Raw genomic sequence first — 24295 nt, 5'->3', positions numbered from 1 at the left:
GTCCTGCAAGTCGGGCACGCGCTATCCGCGCCCGCGCGGCCCCTGGCCGCACGGGCGGAAAGCCCAAGTACAACCCGGTACGTGCGGCTTCCCGCCCGCGCACCCAGCAACCACGCGGATCACTGATCCCACGCACCAGACCTGCAGGACAGCGCCTAGAGGGGGCGAGATCCATCTCGCCCCCTCTTACACGTCAGTGCGCGAAGTGACGGGTGCCAGTCAGGTACACCGACACCCCGGCAGCCTCAGCGGCCGCGATGACCTCCGCGTCTCGCACCGAGCCACCCGGTTGCACGATCGCCTTGATCCCAGCCTCGACGAGAACCTCAAGACCGTCCGGGAACGGGAAGAACGCGTCCGACGCGGCAACCGCGCCCACCGTGCGATCCCCGGCGCGCGACACCGCGAGACGAGCGGCATCGACCCGGTTGACCTGCCCCATGCCCGCGCCGACAGTGGCGCCATCCTTCGCGATAAGGATCGCGTTCGACTTCACCGCGCGGCAGGCTCGCCACACGAAGGCAAGGTCAGCGAGAGTGGCGTCGTCTACCGAGGCACCGGTCGCCAGCGTCCACTTGGCCGGGTCGTCGCCCTCAGCCTCGATGGTGTCGATGGTCTGCACGAGCAGCCCACCCGACACCGGCCGCAGCTCGGCACCCGCCCGGCGCGGCGGCTCGGCCACGAGGACGCGGATGTTCTTCTTGCGCGTCAACACCTCGACCGCTCCATCGGCGTAGGCGGGGGCGACGATGACCTCGGTGAAGATCTCCGCGACCTGCTCCGCCATGGCCACGCTGACCTCGCGGTTGGCCGCGATCACGCCGCCGAACGCGCTGGTCGGGTCGCAGGCGTGCGCGTTGCGGTGCGCCTGCGCGATGTCCACGTCGGAGACCGCGATGCCGCACGGGTTGGCGTGCTTGATGATCGCGACACACGCCGAAGCGTGGTCGTGCGCGGCGCGCCACGCAGCGTCAGCGTCGACGTAGTTGTTGTACGACATCTGCTTGCCGTGCAGCTGCGTCGCAGTCGCCAGCCCGGAGGACCCATCGCCCTGCACGTATAGAGCCGCGCTCTGGTGCGGGTTCTCCCCATAGCGCAAGACATCCTTGCGTTCCCAGGTAGCGCCAACCCAGCCCGGGAAGCCCGACCCCTCATCGTCAGGGGCGAGGACGTTGCCGATCCACGATGCCACAGCGACGTCGTACGACGCGGTGTGCCGGTAGGCAGCAGCAGCCAAGGACTGCCTGTCGGCCAAGGTAAAGCCACCTGCGGCGACCTGCTCCAAGAGCCACGAATAGCGCGTGGGGTCGACGACGACGGCGACGCTGGCGTGGTTCTTCGCCGCCGCGCGCACCATCGCCGGACCACCGATGTCGATCTGCTCGACGCACTCCTCCGGTGACGCACCCGAGGCCACCGTCTTGACGAACGGGTACAGGTTCACCACCAGCAGGTCGAACGGCGCGATCTCCAGCTGGTCCAGCTGCGCCACGTGCGCCGGGTCGCGCATGTCGGCCAGCAGCCCGGCGTGCACCCGCGGGTGCAGCGTCTTGACCCGGCCGCCCAGCGACTCGGGGAACCCGGTCACCTCCTCGACCGGCGTCACCGGGACCCCGGCGTCGGCGATGGTCTTCGCGGTGCCGCCGGTGGAGACGATCTCCACCCCGGCCGCGTGCAGGCCGGTCGCCAGCTCCAGCAGGCCAGCCTTGTCCGACACGCCGATCAGCGCGCGGCGGATCTGTCGCCGCTGGGCCGCCTCGGTAACGCTCACGGGATGCTCACCTTTCGTCCGTCCACGGTGTAGCCCTCGGCGGCCAGCCGGGCGACCACGTCAACCAGCAGCCGCCGCTCCACCGCCTTGATGCGCTCGTGCAGCCCCGCCTCGTCGTCGCCGACCTCGACCCGCACCGGCTCCTGACCGAGCAGCGGCCCCGAGTCGACGCCGTCGTCGACCAGGTGCACGGTCGCCCCGGTGACCAGGGCGCCGTGCTCGAGCGCGTCGCGCACCGGGTGCGCGCCGGGGAACGCGGGCAGCAGCGCCGGGTGCGTGTTGATCGTCCGGCCGCCGAAGCGGGCCATGAACGCGGGGCCGACGATCTTCATGAACCCCGCCGAGACCACCAGGTCCGGCTCGTGCTCGGCGACCGCCGCGGTCAGCGCCGCGTCCCAGGCGCCGCGGTCGGCGTGGTCGCGCAGCCGCACGGAGAACGTCGGCACCCCGGCGCGCTCGGCCCGCGCCAAGCCCTCGATCCCGGTCCGGTCGGCGCCGACGGCGACCACCTCGGCCGGGTAGTCCGACCGCGCGCTCGCGTCGAGCAGGGCTTGCAACAGGGTGCCGGACCCGGAGACCAGGACGACGACCCTGGCGGGGGAGGCGGGCGGGTACTGGGCGCTCAGGGTGCTCTCCTGCGACGGCCGAACGGGGGCACGCCCAGCGTAGGCCCTCGCCTGCCCACCCGAGATTTTGGCTGGTGGTTGCGTTGTGAGGGGACGGTAGCGGGGGGTGGTCTTGCGTGGTCAGGCGTCCCCCGCGGGCCGGTTCGGTGGCGGGTCGCCCTCGTCCAGGGCGTCGGGGGTGTCAGCGGTGTCGAGGTCGTCTTGGGCGTCGCCGTCGTTTTGAGTGCCGCTGTCCTGGGTGTCGGTGTCCTCAGACTCCACGGACTCCGCGTCGTCCTGCGACTCGTCCTCGGGCTCGGTTTCGCCACCGTCGCCGTCATCGGGGGCATCCGGGTCATCGGAATCGCTGGTTTCGTCGAACTCCTCGTCCAGCGGCTCCGGCTCGACCACCACCGGCTGCGGGCCCGAAGTCCAGGCGACCAGACCGCCGGGGATCGCGATCCAGGCCACCAAGGCCAGCGACAGCCAGGCCGCGCGCAGGTCGAGGGGGTGGAACGGGCCGCCGCCCAGGGCGCCGCCCGAAGCGCCACCCATCACCGCGAACGCCATCGCCACCACCACGGAGGCCACGGCTACCGCGCGCAACCGCATCCGGGGTGACTCGTCCACCTCACGCAGCACCCACCCGACCAACGTCCCGACTGCGCCGGGCAACGCGAACAGCACCAACCACCACGGTTGACCGTGCTCGGGCAAGGCTCCAAGTAGCGGCAGCGGCGGCACTGCTCCGCCCGAGAAGTCCATAGGGGACACGACAACCGACCCCAGCGAGAACCCCGGTCCCGCCGCGAACCCCGTTGCCGCTACCACCGCGTTCGGCAGATACCCCAGCGACAGCAACAACATGCCGACCCCGCCACCGAAGTCCTCGACGGCGAACAGACCCTTGACCGTCGAGAAAGACAGTGCCAACGCCAACGTCAACACAAGCGCGCCTGCAGCGAGCAATGCCGCTATGGCAAGCAGACCGGCTCGCAGCCCTCTTAGCGCCACCGCGTCCATCCGCTCGGACAGCACGTGTGACACCCCAGCGCGCGGAACAACCCCCGCCACGGCAGCGATACCGGACAGCAAGGCCGGGTAGTACAACCCGGCCAAGGGGTCGATCGTGACCGTTCCACCCGAACACAACAACGCCAGCGTTAGCCCTACCGCAGCGTGCGCGCCGACAATGGCCCCCACCACGTGCCCGGCTTCACGGGGCGTCGCCACGGCCAACCGCTCCGCCGCTGCAGCAGCGGTCCGCCACACCAGCACCAACACCAGCAGCGTCGGCAGCAGCGGCAGCGCGCCCAGTTCGTGCCCCTCGACCCGCACCGGCACCTGGTAGGCGGCGAGCCAACCCGGCACCGCAGCGGCCAGCACACCGGGCGTGGTGAACAGCGCCCGCGCCGCGATCGCGGTGACCAGCGCCAACACCGCGGCCACCGCCGCGTACCCGGTCAGCAGCGGCCCCACCGCGGCGACCGCGAGCACCCGCCCGCGCAGCGACCGGGCGATCACGACCCGGTCGGTCTCCTCGGCCTCCAGCAGGTCGGTGTGCGGCATGGCCCCCACTCTGACACCCGCGCCGGACCGATCGGGTCAGGCACGCCGCCGCCCACCGATCCGGTGAACGCCGAACGGGCGGGGTCCCGGTCGCCCGGTGACCCCGCCCGTTCGGCGAGAAAGTGCGTCAGCCCTGCTGCGGGTACCCGCCGGGCGGCGTGCCCGGGGCGTGCGGCGGCTGGCCGAACTGGCCCTGCTGCGGGGCGAACGTGGTCTGCGCGCCCGGCTGCGGCTGCTGCACCGGCGGCTGGCCGTAGGGCTGCTGGAACTGCCCGGACGGCGGGTTGTAGCCACCCGGCTGTCCGAAGTGGCCGTGGTGCTGCGCGGGCGCGGGCGGCTTGAGGATGCCCGCCTCGAACAGGAACGCCGCGACGGCGCCACCGGCCTGCAGCAGACCGAAGATCAGCACCATGACGCCACCGGCCTTGAGCTCACCCTCGCTGGCGAACACGCTGAACAGGAACGCCAGCGTCACGCCGAGCACCACGGCGACCGAGGACACACCGACCTTCTTGTCCCCGGTGAGCACCGCGGGCAGCGCCAGCAGGCCACCGGCGAACAGCAGACCGGGCACCCAGCCGAAGCCGCTCTCGTAGAAGCTGAATCCCGTGGCGAGCGGCGCGAACCCGAGGAACAGGTTCAGCGCGCCGAGCCCGATGACGACCAGGTGCAGCGTCTGCGCCAGGGTGAACCTGCTGCCCGAGGCCACCGGCGGCGGGCCGAAACCCGGCTGGGGCTGCGGTGGCTGCTGCTGCGGTTGTCCCGGTCCCGGGTATCCGCCCGGCGCACCTGGGTAGGTCATCGCGTGCTCTCCTCAGCGACGAAGAAACATCAAGAGCCAACGAAAACGCTAGCCCATCCCTGCCCGTTGGACGTCACCCGGCCGTGTCCGGTTCCCGAACGGATGAACGAGCGTGGGGCCGGACGCTACCAGCGCCCGGCCCCACCGTCGTGCTCAACACTCCCTAGCCGCGCGCGGTGAACAGCTCCCTGGCCAGCGCCGCGGTCTCCGACGGCGTCTTGCCGACCTTGACCCCGGCGGCCTCGAGGGCCTCCTTCTTCGCCTGCGCGGTGCCCGCCGAGCCGGAGACGATGGCACCCGCGTGGCCCATCGTCTTGCCCTCAGGGGCGGTGAAGCCCGCGACGTAGCCGACGACCGGCTTGGTCACGTGCTCCTTGATGTAGGCCGCGGCCCGCTCCTCGGCGTCGCCGCCGATCTCGCCGATCATCACGATCAGCTCGGTCTCCGGGTCGGCCTCGAACGCGGCGAGCGCGTCGATGTGGGTGGTCCCGATGATCGGGTCGCCGCCGATGCCGACCGCGGAGGAGAAGCCGATGTCGCGCAGCTCGTACATCATCTGGTAGGTCAGCGTGCCCGACTTGGACACCAGGCCGATCTTGCCGGGGCCGGTGATGTCCGCCGGGATGATGCCCGCGTTGGACTTCCCGGGGCTGATCAGGCCGGGGCAGTTCGGGCCGATGATCCGGGTCTTGTGCCCGGTCGCGACCGCGTGCGCCCAGAAGTAGGCGGAGTCGTGCACCGGGATGCCCTCGGTGATGACGACCGCGAGGCCGATCTCGGCGTCGATCGCCTCCAGGACGGCGTCCTTGGCGAACTTCGGCGGCACGAAGATGACCGACACGTCCGCGCCGGTCTCGGCGATCGCCTCGGCGACGGTGGCGAACACCGGGAGCGACTGGCCCTCGATCTCGACCTTGGTGCCCGCCTTGCGCGGGTTCACCCCGCCTACGACGTTGGTGCCGGACTTAAGCATCCGCGCGGTGTGCTTAGTGCCCTCGGAGCCGGTGATGCCCTGGACGATGACCTTGCTGTTCTCGGTCAGGAAGATTGCCATCTGGGTCAGACCCCCGCAGCCGCGAGCTCGGCGGCCTTGTCAGCCGCGTTGTCCATAGTGTCGACCACGGTCACCAACGGGTGGTTGGCCTCGGCCAGAATCCGCCGACCCTCGTCGACGTTGTTGCCGTCCAGGCGCACGACCAGCGGCTTGGTGGCCTCGTCGCCCAGGATCTGCAGCGCCGCGACGATGCCGTTGGCGACCGCGTCGCAAGCGGTGATCCCGCCGAAGACGTTGACGAAGACGGACTTCACGTCCGGGTCGCCCAGGATGATGTGCAGCCCGTTGGCCATCACCTCGGCCGAGGCGCCGCCACCGATGTCGAGGAAGTTCGCGGGCTTGACGCCCTTGTGCTTCTCACCGGCGTACGCGACGACGTCCAGAGTGGACATGACCAGGCCCGCGCCGTTGCCGATGATGCCGACCTGGCCGTCGAGCTTGACGTAGTTGAGGTCCTTGGCCTTGGCCGCGGCCTCCAGCGGGTCCTCGGCGTCCTTGTCGACCAGCGCGGCGTGGCCGGGCTGGCGGAAGGCGGCGTTCTCGTCCAGGGTGACCTTGCCGTCGAGGGCGATCACCTTGTCCTGCGGGTCGCGCACCAGCGGGTTGACCTCGACGAGGGTCGCGTCCTCGCTGACGAAGGTCTCCCACAGCTTGACGATGACCTCGGCGGCCTGCTCCAGCACCGCGGCCGGGATCTTCGCCTGGGTCGCGATGTCGCGCGCGGTCGCCAGGTCGACGCCCTTGATGGCGTCCACCGGGACCTTGGCCAGCGCGTCCGGGCGCTCGACGGCGAGCTGCTCGATCTCCATGCCGCCCTCGGCCGAGGCCATCGCCAGGAAGGTGCGGTTAGCGCGGTCGAGCAGGAACGAGAAGTAGTACTCCTCGGCGATGTCGGAGGCGACGGTCACCAGCACCTTGCGGGTGATGTGGCCCTTGATGTCGAGCCCGAGGATCGCCTCGGCCTTCTCCTGGGCGCCGTCTGCGGTGTCGGAGAGCTTGACGCCCCCCGCCTTGCCGCGGCCGCCGGTCTTGACCTGGGCCTTGATGACGACGGTCTGCCCGAGCCGCTCCGCGATCGCGCGGGCTTCCTCGGGGGTGCTTGCCACGTCGCCCGGCAGGACCGGGACCCCGTGGGCGGCGAAGAGATCCTTCGCCTGGTACTCGTACAGGTCCACTCGACAGTCTCCTGACTTACGGTGTCGACGTGCTGCTGCTTGGGGGCGGCAGGCTTGCCTGACTGCGCGCTGCCGCCGCGACACGGGAACCCTAGCGACGTGGGATGGGGCTTGACACTTCGCACCCGGTGAGGTCCGTCACGACCGGTGGTGAGTTCACTCACCGGCCGTGTTGACGGACCCAGGTGGTGATCGAGTCCACGCCGACCACGGCGATGTCGGTAGCGCCATTGTCGGCCAGCAGCCGGGTGATCGCCGCCAGGGCCCCCGGCGCGGCCACCGCTGCGGCGTCCTCCTGCAGGGCCGTGCGGACCAGCGCGGCGGGGTCGGCCTCGGCGAGGTAGACCACCTCGACCCCCAGGTCGCGCAGCGCTGCGGCCACCGCGGTGTCCGGGCTGACCAGCACGACCCTCACCGGCGGCTCAGCACCATCAGCGCGGCGACGACCAGGGCGCCCGCGCACGCCAGCGACAGCCACAGGCCCGGGCCGGGCACCGAGCCGAGCGCGCGGGCCGAGGTCAGCGGGTACTCGAGGGCGCGGACGCCGACCAGGCCAGCGCAGCCGAGCAGCAGCGCGCCCGCCCGGTTCGGTCGCGACACCGGCGTCAGCGCGACGGCGACCACGACGGTGAGCACGGCGAGCAGGAGGCCGAGGGAGGCGAGCCGGAACTCCGCCCAGATCCCCGGCGGCACCAGCCCGCGGGCCTTGACGACCGGGAGGCCGAAGGCGCCGATGGCCAGCAACCCGGCCACCGCCAGCGGCGCGACCAGCACGAGGTCGAGCGGCCGCTCCTGCGGCTCCGCGCGCTCCGCGTTGCCCGCGAAGAGGCCGGTGATCGTCGCCCCACCCGCGAAGACCAAGGCGGCCGCGGTGAACCAGACTGCCGCCCCGGTGCTGATCGGAGCGCCGACCCCGGTCGCGGTGACCACCGCGTCCAAAGTGGACATCCCGGCCAGTGCGATCGCGGCGAGCGAGACCGCGAACGCGGGCCGCATCGCTGCGGCGGTCCTGGGGAACAACAGCGGGATGGCGAGCGCCACGACGAGGATCCCGGCCGGGAGGAAGAGGCGGTTGGAGAAGGTCTCCTGCTCGACGCCCTCGACCGCCAAGACCGTGGTGGTCGCCGCGCCGATCGCGGCCACCCCGGACAGGACCCCGAGCACCCCCGCGACCCGGTGCGCCGTCGCGACCGGGTCGCTCTCGCGCCGGGGCCGGGTCGTCACCCACACGGACACCGCCAGCCCCACCACCCCGAGCAAAGCCAGGTAAGGCCCCGGCGCCGCCCCCAACAACCCGACCCACAACCCGGCCCCGACCTGCGGAACAGCGATCGCGGCCACCCCCAGAACCGCCCCGACCGCCACCCCCCGCGCCGTCGCCGTCCCCACCAGTGCCGCGCCGACCACCCCGGCCCCGGCCGCCAGCAGCGCGAACCGCAACAACCACGGGCTGTCGATCAGCCCCTCGGCGAGCAGGAAAGCGTTCCCAGAGGTGAACGGCGCCAACTGCAGCCCGAAGGCGGCCACCACAGCCGCCACCAACCCCACCGCCGACCGCTGCCGCCCGTCGTCGTGCAACTCAGCGGCGTACGGGGTCCCGTAGGGCGCCCCCGCCCGGTTCGCCGCCATGACACCGGCGGTGATCGCGAGGACGTGACCCGCGAGGAGCAGCCACAGCCCCAGGCCCGCGTGCAGGGGGGCGAGGCTGGTCGGAACCATGATCTCCGGCCTGGACACCACCAGCGGGTCGACCAGGAACTGCAGGTCACCGAGCAGCCGTCCCGGCCCGAGCAAGGCCGCACCGACCAGCACCCCGGCCCCCATGAGCGGCCGCCTGCCCACCGCCAGCCCCGCCGCCACGACCGGCGGGAGGACGGCGAGGACCAGGAGGAGGGGGAAGGACCGGAAAGCAGCAGGCGGCCCACCGTCCACCACCCCCACGGCGACGCCCGTGACCTGGGCAACCGCACCAAGAGCGGCGAGGGCGAAGGCGAGCCGCAGCTGAACCGGGCTCTCCGCCCACCCGATCCGCGACCCAACACTGTCGTCGGCGGGCGAGTCGGCGGGGGACGGGGTGGTGATCCGCGAAGTCATCGCAGGCAACGCTAGCAAGCACCGCCCACCCCCGCGGCCCGGCGTGTTGCCGCACGTAAACAGAACAGAGCGACGGGATGATCTGGCCCGCCCGGATGATCCCTTTTGGTGCGGCAGGACTACACCCGGGGTCGGAGCCGAGGCCGAGCCTCCAGGCATCCAGTAGCCGACGCCGCCCGCCGGGTATGAGGTGTGGGTTGTGCTGGCACCGCCACTTCCCGGGACCACTGGCCACTCGGAACAGCCGGTGCCATCCCACCCTCCGTCAGGTCTGCCCAGCCCACCTGCCCAGCCCGTGGTCACTCGGACGCCGAGGTGTCAGCCCCGCTGTCGTCAGGTCCACCCCATCGAGCACAGCTCGAAAATCGCGCCCGGGTGCAATGCCGAAGGCGAGTCGTTTCCCGGAGCCGAAGGCGGAGGCCCGAAGTTCATGCCTCGCATCCCCAACCCCGGCCTACGCCCTCAAGCGCTGTGACCACAGGCGCGCATGTGGGTGAACCCCTGCATCACCGCCCGCAGTGTCCGGGCCGTGACCTGCGAACCCCCGCGCACGACCCGTCCAGTAATTGGGTTGCCACCCGGATGGTCGATTGTTGAGAGACCCAGCTCACACTATAGGTGTGACTTCGCCTTAACTTTGTGTAGTACCCGCTGCGTGGCGTCCTCTGGCCGTATGGCGTCCGGTGAGATCTGGGTGAGCACTGTTGCTTGCGGCGCTGCCGCCCCGTTACTGTCCCCGGGTCCGTTGTCACGGTCTGGTCACGAACAGGACGGGGTAGGAATCCAGCTCGGATGACTGCCCAACCGGGTCCCCCGCCCGGTGTCCGACACCGAACGAGCTCGTCCCCCGCGAGCTGGTGGTTGTGGTCCGACTCCCCGAAGGCGGAAGGCTAGGTCTTGTCTCGACATCGCTCCACCGGCGGCGAACACGAGTTCGCCGCGCTCGACGAAGCGCTTGAACGCGGCTCCCGCCGTGCGAAGGGTGCCCATCGGATCGCTCCGCCGTCCTCGGCGTTGCGTGGTCGCGTGGTCGTCGCCGCTGTCGCGGTCGGCGCGTTCGCGGCCGCTGCCGCTGGGCAGACCCTGCAGTCCGCGGCCGCGGGCGGTGGTTCCGCCGGCGACGAGGTCGTCCCACTCGCCGGGACCCGTCAGGCGTCCGCCGCGATGGGCATGGGCGGTGACGCGCCTGCCACGCCGGAGCTGCTCGCCCTGACCAACCAGGCCGACGGCACCGTCGAGGCCCAGAAGATGGCCACCACGGAGCGGCTGACCCAGGCCAAGGCCGAGCGCGTCGCCGCGATCAAGGCCAAAGAGGAAGAGGCGGCGCGGCCCAAGTTCGTCCGCCCGGCCGTCGGGACCTTCACCTCCGGCTTCGGCGCCCGCTGGGGCGTCACCCACTACGGCGTCGACATCGCCAACCGCATCGGCACCCCGATCCTCTCGGTCGCCGACGGCGTCGTGATCGAGGCGGGCACGGCCAGCGGCTTCGGCCTCTGGGTCCGCGTCCAGCACGCCGACGGCTCCGTCTCGGTCTACGGCCACGTCAACGACTACGTCGTGCGCGAGGGCCAGAAGGTCAAGGCGGGCGAGATGATCGCCCACATGGGCAACCGCGGCCAGTCCACCGGCCCGCACCTGCACTTCGAGATCTGGGACGCCGACGGTCGCAAGATGAACCCGACCCCGTGGCTGGCCTCTCGGGGTATCGCCCTCTAACCCCGCCGCTGTTCAGTTGTCCCACGCGGTAGTCCGACCCCGCTCTGGAGTGCCCCCGATCACCCCGGCTCAAACCACCGTCACCTGGTGGTGGGTGGACCGGCCCTGGCGGGGCGTGGGTTCCAGCGGGTCGCGAACATCGTCGTCGCTATCTTGCGCGGCGGCGAAACGGCAGGTAGGACGCGGGATACGGGTCGGCTCTCGGTCATGTGAGTAGTGAACCGCAGGGGTACGACAATTTCTCGAACCCGTGTGCGAGGCTAGGTTGGCCCGCATGGATCAGGTGAGGCTCACCCGGCACCGCGACGTCATGGCGCGCCACGTCGACAGCGGGGCCGTCCCCGGCGTCGTGTCCCTGCTCGACCACGGCGGCGAGGCGCACGTGCTGGTCCTCGGCGACCTCCCGGCGGGCGCCGACACGATCTTCCGCATCTCCTCGATGACCAAGCCCGTGGTGACCGCCGCCGCGCTGACCCTCGTCGAGGAGTGCCTCCTGCGCCTCGACGACCCCATCGGCGACCTCATCCCGGAGCTCGCCAGTCCGCGCGTCCTCAAGGCCGTCGACGGCCCGGTCGACGACACCGTCCCGGCCGCCCGTCCCATCACGGTGCGTCACCTGATGAACTCCACCTTCGGGCAAGGCGTGATCATGGCGGCGCCCGGTACCCACCCCGTCCAGGCCGCCATCGCCGCGGCCGGGCTCGAACCGGGGCCGCCCACTCCGCAGTCCACACCGGACTCCGCGAAGCTCATGAGTCTACTTGGGACGCTCCCACTCTTGAGCCACCCCGGCGAGAAGTGGTGGTACAACACCGCTTACGACGTCCTTGGTGTCCTCATCGAACGCGCCACTGGGCAGTCGCTGGACGTCGTCCTCAACGAACGGATCTTCGCCCCGCTCGGCATGCGCGACACCGGATTCCACGTCCCCGCCGACAAGATCGACCGGCTCGCCACCGCTTACTCGACCACGGACAGTGGCGAGCGTGTCGTCTACGACCCGCCGCAGGGCCAGTGGAGCACCCCGGCCGCCTTCTTCTCCGGCGCGGGCGGCCTCGTCTCCACCGCCACCGACTACCGGGCCTTCCTGGCCGCGCTGCGCAGTGGCGGCGGCCCCATCTTGTCCCGCCCGTCGGTGCTGACCATGACCTCCGACCAGCTCACCGCCGCGCAGAAAGCGGGCGGGGGTCTCGTCGAGGGCTTCTTCGACACCACCACCTGGGGCTTCGGCCTCAGCGTGGTCACCGCCCGCGACGACCTGCACAAGACGCCCGGGCGCTTCGGCTGGGAGGGCGGCCTCGGCACGTCCGGGCAGGTCGACCCGGCCGAGGACCTGATCACCATCCTGCTCACCCAGCAGGCGTGGACGTCCCCGGCCGGTCCGAAGGTGTACTCCGATTTCTTGACCTCGGCCTACCAGGCGCTTTAGCGCCGCGAAACCAGCACAGTGCTTTAGCGCCGCGATTCACCACAGTGCTGTAGCGCCGCGAAACCAGCACAGCGCTTAGCGCCGCGAATCAGCACAGCGCTTGAGCACAGCGAAACCAGCGCAGGGCTTAAGCGCCGTGCCTCAGCGCAGCGCTCTAGAGCTTCACCATCGGGACGCTGCCGATCAGCATCAGCCGGATGGTGCCCGACGACCCGAAGTCGATCGTCGCGGTCGACCGCGGCCCCTGGCCGTCGGCGGCGACCACGGTGCCCAGGCCGTACTTGTCGTGGTTGACCCGGTCGCCGACCGACAGCGACAGCGACGGGCCGTCCTTCCAGCCGCTGGTCGGCGAGGCCCGCTGCCTGCTCGCCTGCACCGACTCGCTCGAGCGGCCACCCCAGGTGGTCGCCCGGGTCGGGGCCGAGCGCTCGGGGCCGACCCGGCGCCAGTCCAGCAGGTCCGGCGGGATCTCGTCGAAGAACCGCGACGCCGGGTTGGTCATCGGTTGGCCCCACGCCGAGCGCACGATCGCCCGCGACAGGTACAGCCGCTCCCTGGCCCGGGTGATCCCCACGTACGCCAGCCTGCGCTCCTCGGCCAGCTCGACCGGGTCGCTCAGCGCGCGCATGTGCGGGAAGATCCCGTCCTCCCAGCCGGTGCTGAACACGACCGGGTACTCCAGGCCCTTCGCGGTGTGCAGGGTCATCAGCGTCACCACGCCACCGGAGTCCTCGGCGTCGGGGATGGAGTCCGCGTCGGCCACCAGCGACACCCGTTCGAGGAACGCGGCGAGCGACCCGGCGGCGGGCCCGGTCTGCTCGACCGGCGCGATCCCCTCCGGCGCGTTGTCCGGCGCCATGACCTCCGGCGCCTCGGTGAACTCCCTGGCGACGGTGACCAGCTCGTTGAGGTTCTCCAGCCGGGACGCGTCCTGCGGGTCGTCGCTGGCCTCCAGCTCCGCGCGGTAGCCGGTCTGGTCGAGCACCGCGTCGAGCACCTCGGCCACGTCCTGGCCGTCGTCGACGAACCGGCGCAGCCCATCGATCAGCTCGACGAACCCGGACACGGCCCGCTGCGAGCGCGGGTTGAGCAGCGGGACCTTGCCCTCGGTCGCCGCGCGCAACGCCGCGGCGAAGGTGATCCGCTCCCGGTCGGCGTAGGTGGACACGCACGCCTCGGCCCGCTCGCCGATGCCGCGCTTGGGCACGTTGAGCACCCGGCGCAGGCTGACCGTGTCGTCCGGGTTCGCCAACACCCGCAGGTACGCAAGGGCGTCGCGGATCTCCCGGCGCTCGTAGAACCGGACGCCGCCGACCACCCGGTAGGGCAGCCCCAACCGGATGAAGATCTCCTCGAAGACCCGGGACTGGTTGTTGGTCCGGTAGAACACCGCGACGTCGCTGTTGTTCGCCACCCCGGAGTCGACCAACCGGTCGATCTCGTTGGCGACGAAGCTGGCCTCGTCGTGCTCGTTGTCGCCGACGTAGCCGACGATCTTCTCGCCGTCGCCCTCGGCCGTCCACAGCCGCTTGTCGCGCCGGTTCGCGTTGCGCGAGATGACCGCGTTCGCCGCCGTGAGGATGTTCTGCGTGGACCGGTAGTTCTGCTCGAGCAGCACGGTGGTCGCGTTCGGGTAGTCCCGTTCGAACTCGACGATGTTGCGGATCGTCGCGCCGCGGAACGCGTAGATGGACTGGTCCGCGTCACCGACGACGCACAGCTCCGCCGGGGGCAGTCCGTCGTCGCCCTTGCCGACCAGCTTCCGCACCAGGGTGTACTGCGCGTGGTTGGTGTCCTGGTACTCGTCGACCAGCACGTGCCGGAACCGCCGGTGGTAGTACTCGGCGACGTCCGGGAACGCCTGCAGCACCTCGACCGTGCGCATGATCAGGTCGTCGAAGTCCATCGCGTTCGCCTGGGCGAGCCTGCGCTGGTACTCCGCGTACACCTCGGCGACCCGGCGCTCCAGGTCGTTGCTCGCGTTCTGCGCCGCGGTCTCGGCGTCGACGAGCTCGTTCTTCAGGTTCGAGATGTGCACCGACAGGGTGCGCGCCGGGTACCGCTTCGGGTCCAGGTCCAGGTCGCGGGCCACCAGGGTGAGCAGCCTGCGCGAGTCGTCGGCGTCGTAGATGGAGAAGCTGGACCCCATCCCGAGCGACTTGGCCTCGCGGCGCAGCACCCGCACGCACATGGAGTGGAACGTCGACACCCACATCGCGTTCGCCCGGCGCCCGACCAGGTCGGCCACCCGCTCCTTCATCTCCGCGGCGGCCTTGTTGGTGAAGGTGATCGCCATCACCTGGCCGGGGTGCACGTGCCGCTCGGCGAGCAGGTACGCGATGCGCCTGGTCAGCACCCGGGTCTTGCCCGAGCCCGCGCCCGCCACCACCAGCAGCGGGGTACCGGCGTGCTCGACGGCACGGCGTTGGTGGTCGTTGAGGTCGTCGAGCAGTGCGGCCACCCGCGCCGGGAGCCGCTGCTCGGGAGCCGGGCCGGGGTCGGGTGCGGGGAGGTCGAAGAGAGCTTCCATCGTGGCGACCACCGTACCGGTGGCCCCCGACAACCGGGCCACGCCACCGGTGCGCCGCGATCCACATCCCGGACCGACCCCTGTAATTCACCCAACTGCTCGCCCAGCGCCGCCGCCGTGTGCCAAACTCGTGGGGTGCTGACCTGCTACGAGTTTTTCTACGGGACCCGGACTCCGGCTCCCGTAGTGGCGTAGGCACCACAAACCCACCGCGAAGCCCCGAGTCCACGGACCCGGGGCTTCCGTTGCTTCGGGAACGTGACCTGGTGCGATCCAACACCGAGGGAAGATGATGAGCCCGATCACCGAGAACAAGCCCGAGTCCGAGAAGCCCAGCGTCGAGCTGCCCGCCCCCGAGGAGGTCGCCGAGCTGCGCAAGGAGATCGACGTCCTCGACCAGGAGATCCTGCGCCTGGTCAAGCGCCGCGCGGAGGTGTCCAGGGCGATCGGGGCGTCCCGGATGGCCGCCGGTGGCCCGCGGATAGTGGTCAACCGCGAGATGGACGTGATGGCCCGCTACCGCGAGCTCGGCCCGGCCGGGCGCACGCTGGCCATGGCGCTGCTGGACCTGAGCCGGGGCAAGCTCGGCCGCTGAGCCCGCCGGGCGCAACCAGGGTCGACTAGGGGAGATTCCCCCATCTACCGGTGCCCGGGGTGGGGCAGACTGGGACCATGTTGGATCTCATCGCGGTCCTCGTCGCCATCGTGGCCCTGGTCGCCGCCCTCGGTCTCACCGGTTACCTCGCGCTGCTGAACTCGGCGGCGCGCAAACGCGGGGTGAGCGGGAACTCGGTCGCCACGTACGTCCGCAGTCGGTGGCCCGTCGCCGGGTTCACCACCGCCGGGGCGCTGCTCGCCTGGTTGCTGACCAGCGGGGGTGGCTTCCTCGACGTGGTGGCGATCCTCATCGCGGCGGGCTCCGGCGCGGCCGCGGGCAAGGCGCTCACCGCCACCATGGACCGCTACCGCACCGACAAGTGAACCCAGCGGGGAATCCGCGGCCGCGTTTCACGCGAACGTGTGGCGCGGTCCGGGCGACAGCGGCGCAGGCGAAACAACGGAGAGTGACCGCTTAGTCTTCTCCGCGTGATCGGAGCTACCCCACGCGAGGACGTGCGCCGGGCCCTGGTGGTCTGCGCGCACCCCGACGACGTCGACTTCGGCGCCGCGGGCACCGTCGCGAGCTGGACCTCGGCCGGGGTCGCGGTGACCTACTGCCTGGTCACCAGGGGCGAGTCGGGCGGTGACGGCACCCGCCCGCGCGCCGAGACCGGTGCCGTGCGCCAGGCCGAGCAGCTGCACGCCGCCGACCTGCTCGGCGTCGCCGAGGTCGTCTTCCTCGACCACCCGGACGGCGCCGTCGAACCCACCCAGGCGCTGCGCCGCGACCTCACGCGCGTGATCCGCCGGGTCCGCCCGCACCGGGTGCTCACCTGGTCACCCGAGATCAACTGGGACCACCTGCCCACCGCGCACCCCGACCACCGGGCGACCGGCACCGCCACCCTGGCCGCGGTCTACCCCGACGCGCGCAACCCCAACGCCTTCCCCGAGCTGCACGCCGAGGAGGGCCTCGAGCCGTGGGCGGTAGCCGAGCTGTGGCTCGCCGACGCGCCCCGGCAGCTGCGCAACCACTGCGTGGACACCACCGACTTCTTCGAGCGCCGGATGGCCGCGTTGCGCTGCCACGTCTCCCAGGTGGGCGCCGACGCGGAGTTGGCGGACCGGCTGCTCGCGCACTTCACCGACACCGCGGCCAGGTACGGACTGCCCAGGGGGCGGCTGGCCGAGGAGTTCCAGGTCGTCAACACCGGCTGAACGCGAAGAGGAGTCCCCAGCACGATGGCCCCAAGCGACGGCCAGGCCAACGCCCCCGACAGCGTCAACAACCCCGAAGACCCCGCTGCCTACGACTTCGACGTCGTCGACTACGACGATGACGACCGCGCCGACATAGACGACGGCGACAGCGTCAACTGTCCAGACGACTCGGACGGCTCGGAGGTCGAGCCGGGTAAGCACCGCGCCTGCGGTACCCGGGCTCGGCGGGTGCGCGGTGTGGGAGCGCACTCGCGTACCAGCGCTGCCCGCGCCGCGGACGACACCGACGTGCTGCCGGTCGTTGGCGCTACCGTCCGCGTCGACCGTCCCGCCACCGGGCTGGCCAAGTTCGACTTGGGCAGCATCCCGGCTTCGGTGACCCCGCCGCGCTCGTGGCGGCACGCGGCGTGGTTCGCGGTGACCTCGGCCATGTTGGTCGTCCTCGGCCTGACCTACGCGGCGGTGACGCTGATGACCGGTCCGCGCCGCCCGGACGTGGTCGAGGCGCTCCCCGGCCTGCCCAGCCAGTTCCCGCGACCGATGACCGACGCCCCGTCCGGGCTCACCGCCACACCGGACCGCAGCCAGTCGGCGGTCCCGTCCACCACGACGGCGGGCTCACCCACGCCCGGCTCGGCCGCGCCGCCCCCCGAACCGCCGCCCGCCCCACCCAGCAGCCCCGGCTCGGCCGCGATCGGACCGTCCACCACCGACAGCGGGCCGGGCGCGTTCTTCGAACCGGAGCAGCCGACCGGCGCCGCTAAGCGCAGCACCGTGGTCACCCCGATGTTGGTGGTCCCCGCGAACGACCCGGACACCATGGGCGACCGCACCGAGGCCTACTACCGGGACGTGGTCGCCGACCCGGACGCGGCGTTCGCGATGACCAGCGGGCAGCTGCGCCGCCAGGGCCAAGAGCAGATCCAGCGCCGCTACGCGGGCGTCACCAGGGTCCAGGTCGAGCGGATCGTCATCGACCCGACCCGGGCGCGCACCCGGTCGGTGCTGCGGGTGTTCCGCGAGGACGGGTCGGTCAGCACCGAGCAGCGCGAGCTGACCTTCTCCTACGGCGACGACCCGCTCATCACCGCCGACAAGACCGCGGCATGACCGACCGGATCCGCGCTCGGTTCACCTCTTCGCGCTGGTGGGGCATGATGGGCGGGGTGGGGTCGCGGTGATGGACCGCGCGGCCCCCGGCACTGGTCCGATCGCACCCGACCCAGCGGGATCCGGCCGGAGCGGTGTGTCACCACTGCTCCTTTCGAGTGAATCTGGCGGCCAGGTATCGCCTCGATCGGGTGATACGCCGAGAAAGACTGGTGTGAGCAGAAGGCAGCACGGTACGAGTTGCCCCGACGAGCGAGTCAGGCGGAGGAAAGCGGCAGTGGATCGTCCGACGACCGGCAGGCGCCGGGTGCGCTCCGGGTCGGTTCGCGTCGCCGAGTTGATCGAGCGCAGGCCCGGCACCGGTGGCGATCCGGTCGACCCCGACCCCGTGTTCACCCCGGCGGTGGACCCCCAGCCGGTGCCCGCGCCCGAACGACCGGCGCCGCCCGCGGCCGCGGCCCACCCGGACTCGCGCACCGCGCGGCTGGCCAAGCTCACCGGCCTCGGCGTGGCCGTGGTCACCCTCTGCGGCGCGGTCGCCGCGGCCACCGTCATCGCCCGCGACCGGGACGCCACCAGGGGCGCCGTCGCCGCGGCAGGCCAGATCACCGGCGAGCGCGCGCTGCTGCCGCACCAGATCGGCCGGGCGGTCACCGGCGAGGAGTACGAGGTCGACGCCCGGCTCGCCCCGCAGTCCACCGGCGCCGCCTCGGGCAGCATCAGCCCGCCGCCGACTACCACCAGCCGCGTGGTCGCGGCGAGCACCGGCCAGCGCAGGGGCGACACCAGCCCGGCGCGCTCGGAGCGGGGCTACCGCGCGATCACCTCCAGCCGCGAGCTGGTGCTGGAGTACTACCGGCTGATCGAGATCAACCCGCGCTCGGCGTTCGAGCTCATCGCGGGCGATGTGCTGGGCACCACGCTCGGGGAATTCCTCGGCTCGTGGACCGACGTCAGCCGGATCGAGGTGCTCGACGTGGTAGAGCGGCGCGACGGGGTGCTCGCTGTGCTGCGCATCGACTTGCGCGACGGTGTGCACCTGCGGGTACAGCAGCTACTGACGGTCACCAAGACCGCGCCGCAGCGCATCATCGGCGCCGAGTTGGTGTCCGCGCAGCTGGACTGAAGTCCGGTGTTGCGCCCCCGTTCGGGGCATGCCTGTGACAATATGTAGCCGTCGCCGGTGGCGTCCCCGCGGTGGTGGGACTGCGTTCGTGCGCGCTGCGTGAACGCCTAGCCTGGAACGGTCGGCCACCCCTGGTTGGCGAACCGGCGACGCCGGTGTCGGGGGTGTGCCCGGCGGCGCGCACCCGCGCCGTAGACGAACAGCCCGCGAGGCGCTTCGCGGGTAAGGGAGGTTCCGGTCGGGATGAGCGACGAGGGCCGGCTGGTCGCCGGGCGCTACCGGCTGGAGCGACGCATCGGCAGCGGCGCCATGGGCGTGGTGTGGCAGGGCGTCGACGAGCGGTTGAACCGGACCGTCGCGGTCAAGAAGCTGCTGCTGCCGCCCGGGCTGCCCGAGGACGAGGCCGAGGAGGCGGTGGCCCGCTGCAAGCGCGAGGGCCGCATCGCCGCGCGGCTGCACCACCCGAACGCGATCGCGGTGTTCGACGTCGTCGACGAGGACGGCGCCCCCTGCCTGATCATGGAGTACCTGCCCTCGGTCAGCCTGGCGATCGCGCTCACCGAGCGCGGCCCGCTCGACCCGGTCGAGGTCGCCGCGATCGGCGTGCAGGTCGCCGCCGCCCTGGCCGCCGCGCACGCGGCCGGGATCGTGCACCGCGACATCAAGCCGGGCAACATCCTGCTCGGCGACGACGGCTCGGTGAAGATCACCGACTTCGGCATCTCCCGCGCCTCCGACGACGTCACCGTCACCAAGACCGGCCTGATCGCCGGTACCCCCGCCTACCTGGCCCCCGAGGTCGCCGTCGGCCGCGACCCGTCGGCCGCCTCCGACGTGTTCTCCCTCGGCTCGACGCTCTACGCGGCCACCGAGGGCGAGCCGCCGTTCGGGCTCTCGGAGAACACCCTCGGCCTGCTGCACGCGGTCGCCTCCGGCAAGATCAACCCGCCGTCCCGCTCCGGCCCGCTGACCGACGTGCTGATCGCGCTGCTGGCCTCCGACGTCGAGGTCCGGCCGAGCGCGGCCAGGGCCCGCGACATGCTCGGCGCGGTCGCCAGGGGCGACGAGCCGGACTTGCCGCCGGTGCTGACCGCGGCCGACTCGCGCACCCGCCTGGTCGCCGCGGCCGACCCGACCGCGCTCACCCCGAGGACCGGTCGGGCGCGGCCGGTCGGCGCGCCGCCGCCGCTGCCGCCGCGCTCGCGGATGCCGCTGGTAGTCGCCGGGGTGGGGCTGGCCGCGATCCTGGCTGTGGGAACGTTCTTCATCATCAACCGCGAGACCGGGGCCGAGCCCGCCAACCAGCCCGGCCCGGTCGACAACCCGACCAGCGCGGTCGTCGTGCCCACCACCAGCGACCGGCCTTCGGAGACCGGGCGGCCGACCAAGGTCGTCGTCCCGACCACGAACGCCCCGCGGCAGACGAGCACCGCGGTCACCACCACGACCCCGTCGGCGGCCACGACCACCACGACCCCGTCGACGCCGACGACCACCACGACCACGGCACCGCCGACCTCGACCGACGTCAACACCTCGAGCGTGACCCCGACCACCACCCAGTGAGCCAGGAGCGGCAGCACATGACCAGCGAGCAGACCTTGGTGGCCGGGCGCTACCGGCTCGGCGCGCGCATCGGCAGCGGCGCCATGGGTGTGGTCTGGCAGGCGCGCGACGAGCGGCTGCACCGCACCGTCGCGGTCAAGCAACTGCTCTCGCAGCCGGGGTTGTCCGCAGACCAGGCCGAGGAGGCCAGGCAGCGCGCCATGCGCGAGGGCCGGATCGCGGCCAGGCTCGCGCACCCCAACGCGATCACCGTCTACGACGTCGCCGAGCACGACAACGAGCCCTGGCTGATCATGGAGTACCTGCCGTCGAAGAGCCTGGCGACGGCGCTGACCGAGAGCGAGGTCCTCGCCCCGGTCGAAGCGGCGCGGATCGGTACCCAGATCGCGGCAGCTCTGGTCGCCGCGCACGCGGCCGGGATCGTGCACCGCGACGTGAAGCCCGCCAACGTCCTGCTCGGCGAGGACGGCACCGTCAAGATCACCGACTTCGGCATCTCCCGCGCGACCGGCGACATCACCGTTACCGCTACCGGGATGCTGGCGGGTACGCCTGCCTACTTGGCGCCTGAGGTCGCTAAAGGCGAGGCCCCGACGCCCGCGGCGGACGTGTTCTCGCTCGGCTCGACGCTGTACACGGCGGTAGAGGGCCACTCGCCGTTCGGCCTATCGGAGAACACGCTGGCGCTGCTGTACGCGGTCGCCGCAGGCAAGGTGACGCCGCCGCGCCAGGCTGGGCCTCTTACGGCCCTGCTGATGCAGCTGCTGCGCGCGGACCCGACCGAAAGACCCACCATGACCGCGGCGAAGGAAGCCCTCGCTGCTGTCGCTGCCGGGAAGCCCCTGCCGGGCGTCGCCATGCTGAACCAGCGCACGGTGCCAGCCCCCCGTCCAACGACCATGCCCCCCGTCAGCGGCACCCGCCTGGACGTCAACCCCTTCTCGGAGCCCACCCCGTCCGGGCCGCTCCGCCAGCAGCCCCCGCCGCGCAACTACACGCCGCCGCCCCCGCCGCCCCGCACGCCGCCGGGCGGGGTCCGTCAGCCCCCGGCACCGGAGCGCAAGAAGAAGCACGACGTCCGGTCGGTGCTGTTGACGGTGTTGGCGATCGTTGCCGCTGCCTTGATCGGCATCCTCGTGGCGAGCGTGTTCACCAAGACCACCCCCCAGGCCACGGGCCCAGGCCCCACCACAACAACGGCGCCCGTGACGACCACGAAGTCCACCACCGCGCCCCGCCCAACGACCACAACCGCCCGCCCCACCACGACCACGCCGCCGCCCTCCACCACCACAGCGGCGCCGGGCCCCTCGGCGGCGGAGTTGGAAGGCGCGCTGCGCGACTACTACGCCCTGCTGCCCGCCAACCCGCAGGCGGCGTGGGAACTCCTGACGGACAAGGCACGCGTGAAGTCCAAGGGCTTCGAAGCCTTCTCCGGCTTCTACGGCGACATGGAGTCGGTAGAACTCCTCAACCCCAAAGCCGACGGCGACAAGGTGACGGCCCAGATCAAGTTCGTCACGAAGAAGGGCAAGTCGAGCCAGGAGCCCTACGTCTACGCCTTCGCCCAGCAGGACGGCAAACTCAAAATCGACAACTTCACCCAAGCCCGCAACGGCTGATCACCGGCGCCACCACCACCTCCGGGCTGCCCTTTCCGCTATGGCCAGGTTGTGTTGACTGACCAGGGTGTCTGGGTGATCTTCGCCTAGCGTTCGGCACCGCGCTTCGAGTGCGGTGCGGTGCAGTTCGGCTGCTTCGGAGTGATGGCCGAGAATGTCCAGGGTAATGGCAAGGTTGTTCTGGCTGATAAGAGTTTGCGGGTGGTCGCCGCCAAGTATGCGGTGACGCTTTTCTAGCGTGGACCGATGTAGGTCGATTGCTTCATGGTGGCGGCCTAGGCTGCTCAAGGCGTTTGCACAATTGTTCTGGCTGGCCAAGGTATCTGGGTGATCTTCGCCCAGTATTCGGCGGCGCGCCTCTAATGTAATGTGGTGTAGTTCGGTAGCTTCGTTGTGTTGTTCGAGGTTGACCAGGGCTGCGGCGAGGTTGTTCTGACTGTTGAGGGTGCGCAGGTCGTTGTCGCCTAGTATTCGGCGGCGAGTCTCTAGCGTGGCGCGGTGCAACTCGGCGGCCTCGTTGTGTTGGCCGAGATTCTGTAGGGATTTGGCGAGGTTGTTTTGGCTGGCCAGGGTGTCTGCGTGATCGGCTCCTAGTATTCGACGACGGGCGTCTAGTGTGACCCGATGCAGGTTGATCGCTTCGCTATAGCGGCCCAGAGCGCCTAAGGCGTTGGCGAAGTTACTTTGACTGGTTAGCGCTTGAGTGTGAGAATCTCCTAGGTGGGCTAGGTCAGTCTGAAGAATCCGTTGTCGCAAGGCGGCCGTTGTAGCGGCGTTGCCTGCGGTGGAAAGTTCAGAAGCTGCGACGGTGAGAACATCGCGGGCATCGGTGAACGTTTCGACGTCGTCCAAGGCGGTGAGGGCTATTAGGTGTGGCGCCAAGAGGTGCAGTGTGGGCCAGCCAGGACGGCCTTCGGCTGCGGTGGTGGTTGTGAAGTTCATCAGCGCAGCATCGACAGTGGGCTGGAGGCTGTTGTCCAGGAGTTGGTTGGTTTCGCGGACCAAGGGGTGCAGCACGACTGCGGGAGTCGGGTCGGTGCGGGTGTCGATCAGGCCGTAGCGGTGTAGTTGGGCTAGTGCCGCGTCTACCTCGGGCTGGGTGCCTTCCGACAGAAGGGCTGGGGTGATAAGGGCGATGGGGATAGGTGCCTCGGCCAAGAGGGACAGGGCTCGTAGGAGTGGGCGGGCTAGCGGGTGGCCTTCGTCGGTGATGTCGTCTAGGGAGAGTTCCCAGGTGTAGCCGACTAGTTTGCGGGCAGTCTCGCGGTCGGAGGCGTCTGGGCGTGGCGGCAGCACAGCGGCCGACTTGTCGGTCAGGGCGGCGAAGGTGCGTAGGCGTGCGGTGGGTGACGCTAGCGCTGTGCCTGCTGCGTGTAGGGCTAGTGGCAGTCCACCTAGGCGGGCGGAGAGGGCCTCGGCGTCCTCGACCGGGCCGGCTTGTGGGGCTAGGTCGCACAGGATGCGGCCGCCTTGGGGTGGGGATAGTGGCGAGAGATCTACTAGGTCGGCATCGCGTCCCCAGGTTTCGGGGGAGCGGTCGCGACTGGTCACCAGCACTAGACCGGTATCGGAGGGGCGAATCCAGCTGCGGTAGGTGGAGAGCGGCTCGGCGGGGCTAACAGCGGTGGGGTCGTCGATGTTGTCCAGCACCAGGGTCCATCGGCGCACTGAAGCCAAGTGGCGCCATACCAGGTCGGGGATGCTTGCCCCGGACTTCTGGGCTGCGTCCACCGAAGCTGTGGGCAGGCCCAACGTGCAGGCCACCTCGATCATCAGCGCCGTCAACGTTTCCGGGTCCTGCCAGCGGATCCAGAACACCGTCTGCCCAGACCGCTCCGCGGCGACCGCGGCGGCGAGGGTCGTCTTCCCCATGCCGCCGGGACCGCAGATCACCACCAAGCCGGTCTTGGCCCCTGCTCGGGCCAGCTCAGACTCCCGGCCCCGCAACACCACCGCGCCCACCGACGGTGGCCGCAACGACCGGGGCGCGGCCGGACCCGGTGCCAGCTCAACGCTGTCGGCCTGCCGGGGCCAGAGGATCATCAGTTCGATCAGTACCGCCACCAGCACCAGCACTGCCAGCGACAGCCCCACCCGCCACGGGTCCTTGAAGAACTCCGGAGCGTTCTCCGTGGCGTAGTTGGTCACCGCGGCCGCGAGGGCGAGAACCACCCCCGCGGCGACGGTCAGCAGGGGGACCAGGATGTGCCGCCTCATACCGTGAAGATCTCATCCCGGGGCCGTGGCGTTGCAGGATCACTCGATCGTGCGGGTTGGGCGCGGGGGCGGCGTTCCGGGTTGCCGG

Annotated in this window: 19 protein-coding genes; 9 read left to right on the top strand and 10 right to left on the bottom strand. The window is 70.9% G+C overall.

All coding sequences use genetic code 11. From position 1 onward, the window contains the following. Window positions 1-193 precede the first annotated feature (193 nt). The 8 genes from purH to LV75_RS24555 all read right to left on the bottom strand — a co-directional run bounded on the left by purH (window position 194) and on the right by LV75_RS24555 (window position 9070). Entirely contained in the window at window positions 194-1771 is a 1578-nt protein-coding gene (purH, locus tag LV75_RS24590; protein ID WP_253889354.1) for a bifunctional phosphoribosylaminoimidazolecarboxamide formyltransferase/IMP cyclohydrolase, read from the bottom strand. Beyond that, window positions 1768-2397, bottom strand: coding sequence for a phosphoribosylglycinamide formyltransferase (gene purN, locus LV75_RS24585; RefSeq protein WP_301319759.1), 630 nt, complete (start codon window positions 2395-2397; stop codon window positions 1768-1770). The genes purH and purN overlap by 4 nt, the downstream gene beginning before the upstream one ends. A gap of 120 nt (window positions 2398-2517) precedes the next feature. After that, the gene (locus LV75_RS24580) at window positions 2518-3945 is read right to left on the bottom strand and encodes a cell division protein PerM (RefSeq protein WP_253889352.1); all 1428 of its coding nucleotides are present in this window, start codon (window positions 3943-3945) and stop codon (window positions 2518-2520) included. A 127-nt stretch (window positions 3946-4072) separates the two neighbouring features. Then, complete coding sequence (locus LV75_RS24575; protein ID WP_253889351.1) at window positions 4073-4747, bottom strand: DUF5336 domain-containing protein; 675 nt, start codon at window positions 4745-4747, stop codon at window positions 4073-4075. A 163-nt stretch (window positions 4748-4910) separates the two neighbouring features. Beyond that, the gene (gene sucD / locus LV75_RS24570) at window positions 4911-5801 is read right to left on the bottom strand and encodes a succinate--CoA ligase subunit alpha (protein WP_121389669.1); all 891 of its coding nucleotides are present in this window, start codon (window positions 5799-5801) and stop codon (window positions 4911-4913) included. A 5-nt stretch (window positions 5802-5806) separates the two neighbouring features. Continuing rightward, entirely contained in the window at window positions 5807-6976 is a 1170-nt protein-coding gene (sucC, locus tag LV75_RS24565) for an ADP-forming succinate--CoA ligase subunit beta (protein ID WP_253889350.1), read from the bottom strand. Between the two features lie 160 nt (window positions 6977-7136). Next, entirely contained in the window at window positions 7137-7391 is a 255-nt protein-coding gene (locus LV75_RS24560; RefSeq protein ID WP_253889349.1) for a hypothetical protein, read from the bottom strand. Further along, window positions 7388-9070, bottom strand: a complete 1683-nt coding sequence (locus LV75_RS24555; protein WP_253889348.1) for a hypothetical protein — start codon at window positions 9068-9070, stop codon at window positions 7388-7390. The genes LV75_RS24560 and LV75_RS24555 overlap by 4 nt, the downstream gene beginning before the upstream one ends. Before the next feature lie 897 nt (window positions 9071-9967). On the opposite strand from LV75_RS24555, the gene LV75_RS24550 reads away from it, so the two are divergent. After that, window positions 9968-10786 carry a M23 family metallopeptidase gene (locus tag LV75_RS24550; RefSeq protein WP_253889347.1) on the top strand — a complete coding sequence of 273 codons (819 nt, stop codon included), beginning with the start codon at window positions 9968-9970 and terminating at the stop codon, window positions 10784-10786. A gap of 274 nt (window positions 10787-11060) precedes the next feature. After that, the gene (locus tag LV75_RS24545; RefSeq protein ID WP_253889346.1) at window positions 11061-12215 is read left to right on the top strand and encodes a serine hydrolase domain-containing protein; all 1155 of its coding nucleotides are present in this window, start codon (window positions 11061-11063) and stop codon (window positions 12213-12215) included. 154 nt (window positions 12216-12369) lie between these two features. Here LV75_RS24545 and pcrA read toward each other — a convergent pair whose 3' ends face one another. After that, window positions 12370-14745, bottom strand: a complete 2376-nt coding sequence (gene pcrA, locus LV75_RS24540; RefSeq protein ID WP_253889345.1) for a DNA helicase PcrA — start codon at window positions 14743-14745, stop codon at window positions 12370-12372. A 292-nt stretch (window positions 14746-15037) separates the two neighbouring features. Between pcrA and LV75_RS24535 the strand changes: the two genes are divergently transcribed. The 7 genes from LV75_RS24535 to LV75_RS24505 all read left to right on the top strand — a co-directional run bounded on the left by LV75_RS24535 (window position 15038) and on the right by LV75_RS24505 (window position 21990). After that, a complete protein-coding gene (locus LV75_RS24535; RefSeq protein WP_253889344.1) occupies window positions 15038-15340 on the top strand; it encodes a chorismate mutase in 303 nt (100 codons plus the stop codon). 77 nt (window positions 15341-15417) lie between these two features. Then, on the top strand, window positions 15418-15726 hold the full coding sequence (locus LV75_RS24530; protein ID WP_253889343.1) for a hypothetical protein: 309 nt from the start codon (window positions 15418-15420) through the stop codon (window positions 15724-15726). A gap of 105 nt (window positions 15727-15831) precedes the next feature. Further along, entirely contained in the window at window positions 15832-16563 is a 732-nt protein-coding gene (locus LV75_RS24525; RefSeq protein WP_253889342.1) for a PIG-L deacetylase family protein, read from the top strand. A 24-nt stretch (window positions 16564-16587) separates the two neighbouring features. Next, window positions 16588-17676 carry a hypothetical protein gene (locus LV75_RS24520; RefSeq protein WP_253889341.1) on the top strand — a complete coding sequence of 363 codons (1089 nt, stop codon included), beginning with the start codon at window positions 16588-16590 and terminating at the stop codon, window positions 17674-17676. A 277-nt stretch (window positions 17677-17953) separates the two neighbouring features. Then, a complete protein-coding gene (locus tag LV75_RS24515; RefSeq protein ID WP_253889340.1) occupies window positions 17954-18802 on the top strand; it encodes a hypothetical protein in 849 nt (282 codons plus the stop codon). A 243-nt stretch (window positions 18803-19045) separates the two neighbouring features. Then, entirely contained in the window at window positions 19046-20368 is a 1323-nt protein-coding gene (locus LV75_RS24510) for a serine/threonine-protein kinase (protein ID WP_253889339.1), read from the top strand. 17 nt (window positions 20369-20385) lie between these two features. Further along, window positions 20386-21990 carry a serine/threonine-protein kinase gene (locus LV75_RS24505; RefSeq protein WP_253889338.1) on the top strand — a complete coding sequence of 535 codons (1605 nt, stop codon included), beginning with the start codon at window positions 20386-20388 and terminating at the stop codon, window positions 21988-21990. On the opposite strand, the gene fxsT is transcribed toward LV75_RS24505, so the two are convergent. Continuing rightward, window positions 21991-24207 carry an FxSxx-COOH system tetratricopeptide repeat protein gene (fxsT, locus tag LV75_RS24500; RefSeq protein WP_253889337.1) on the bottom strand — a complete coding sequence of 739 codons (2217 nt, stop codon included), beginning with the start codon at window positions 24205-24207 and terminating at the stop codon, window positions 21991-21993. Window positions 24208-24295 lie beyond the last annotated feature (88 nt).

It is taken from the genome of Actinokineospora diospyrosa, assembly GCF_024171925.1.
GTDB lineage: Bacteria > Actinomycetota > Actinomycetes > Mycobacteriales > Pseudonocardiaceae > Actinokineospora > Actinokineospora diospyrosa.
The sequence above is the reverse complement of the archived record's forward strand: the minus strand, read 5'-3'. Positions and strand labels throughout refer to the sequence as shown.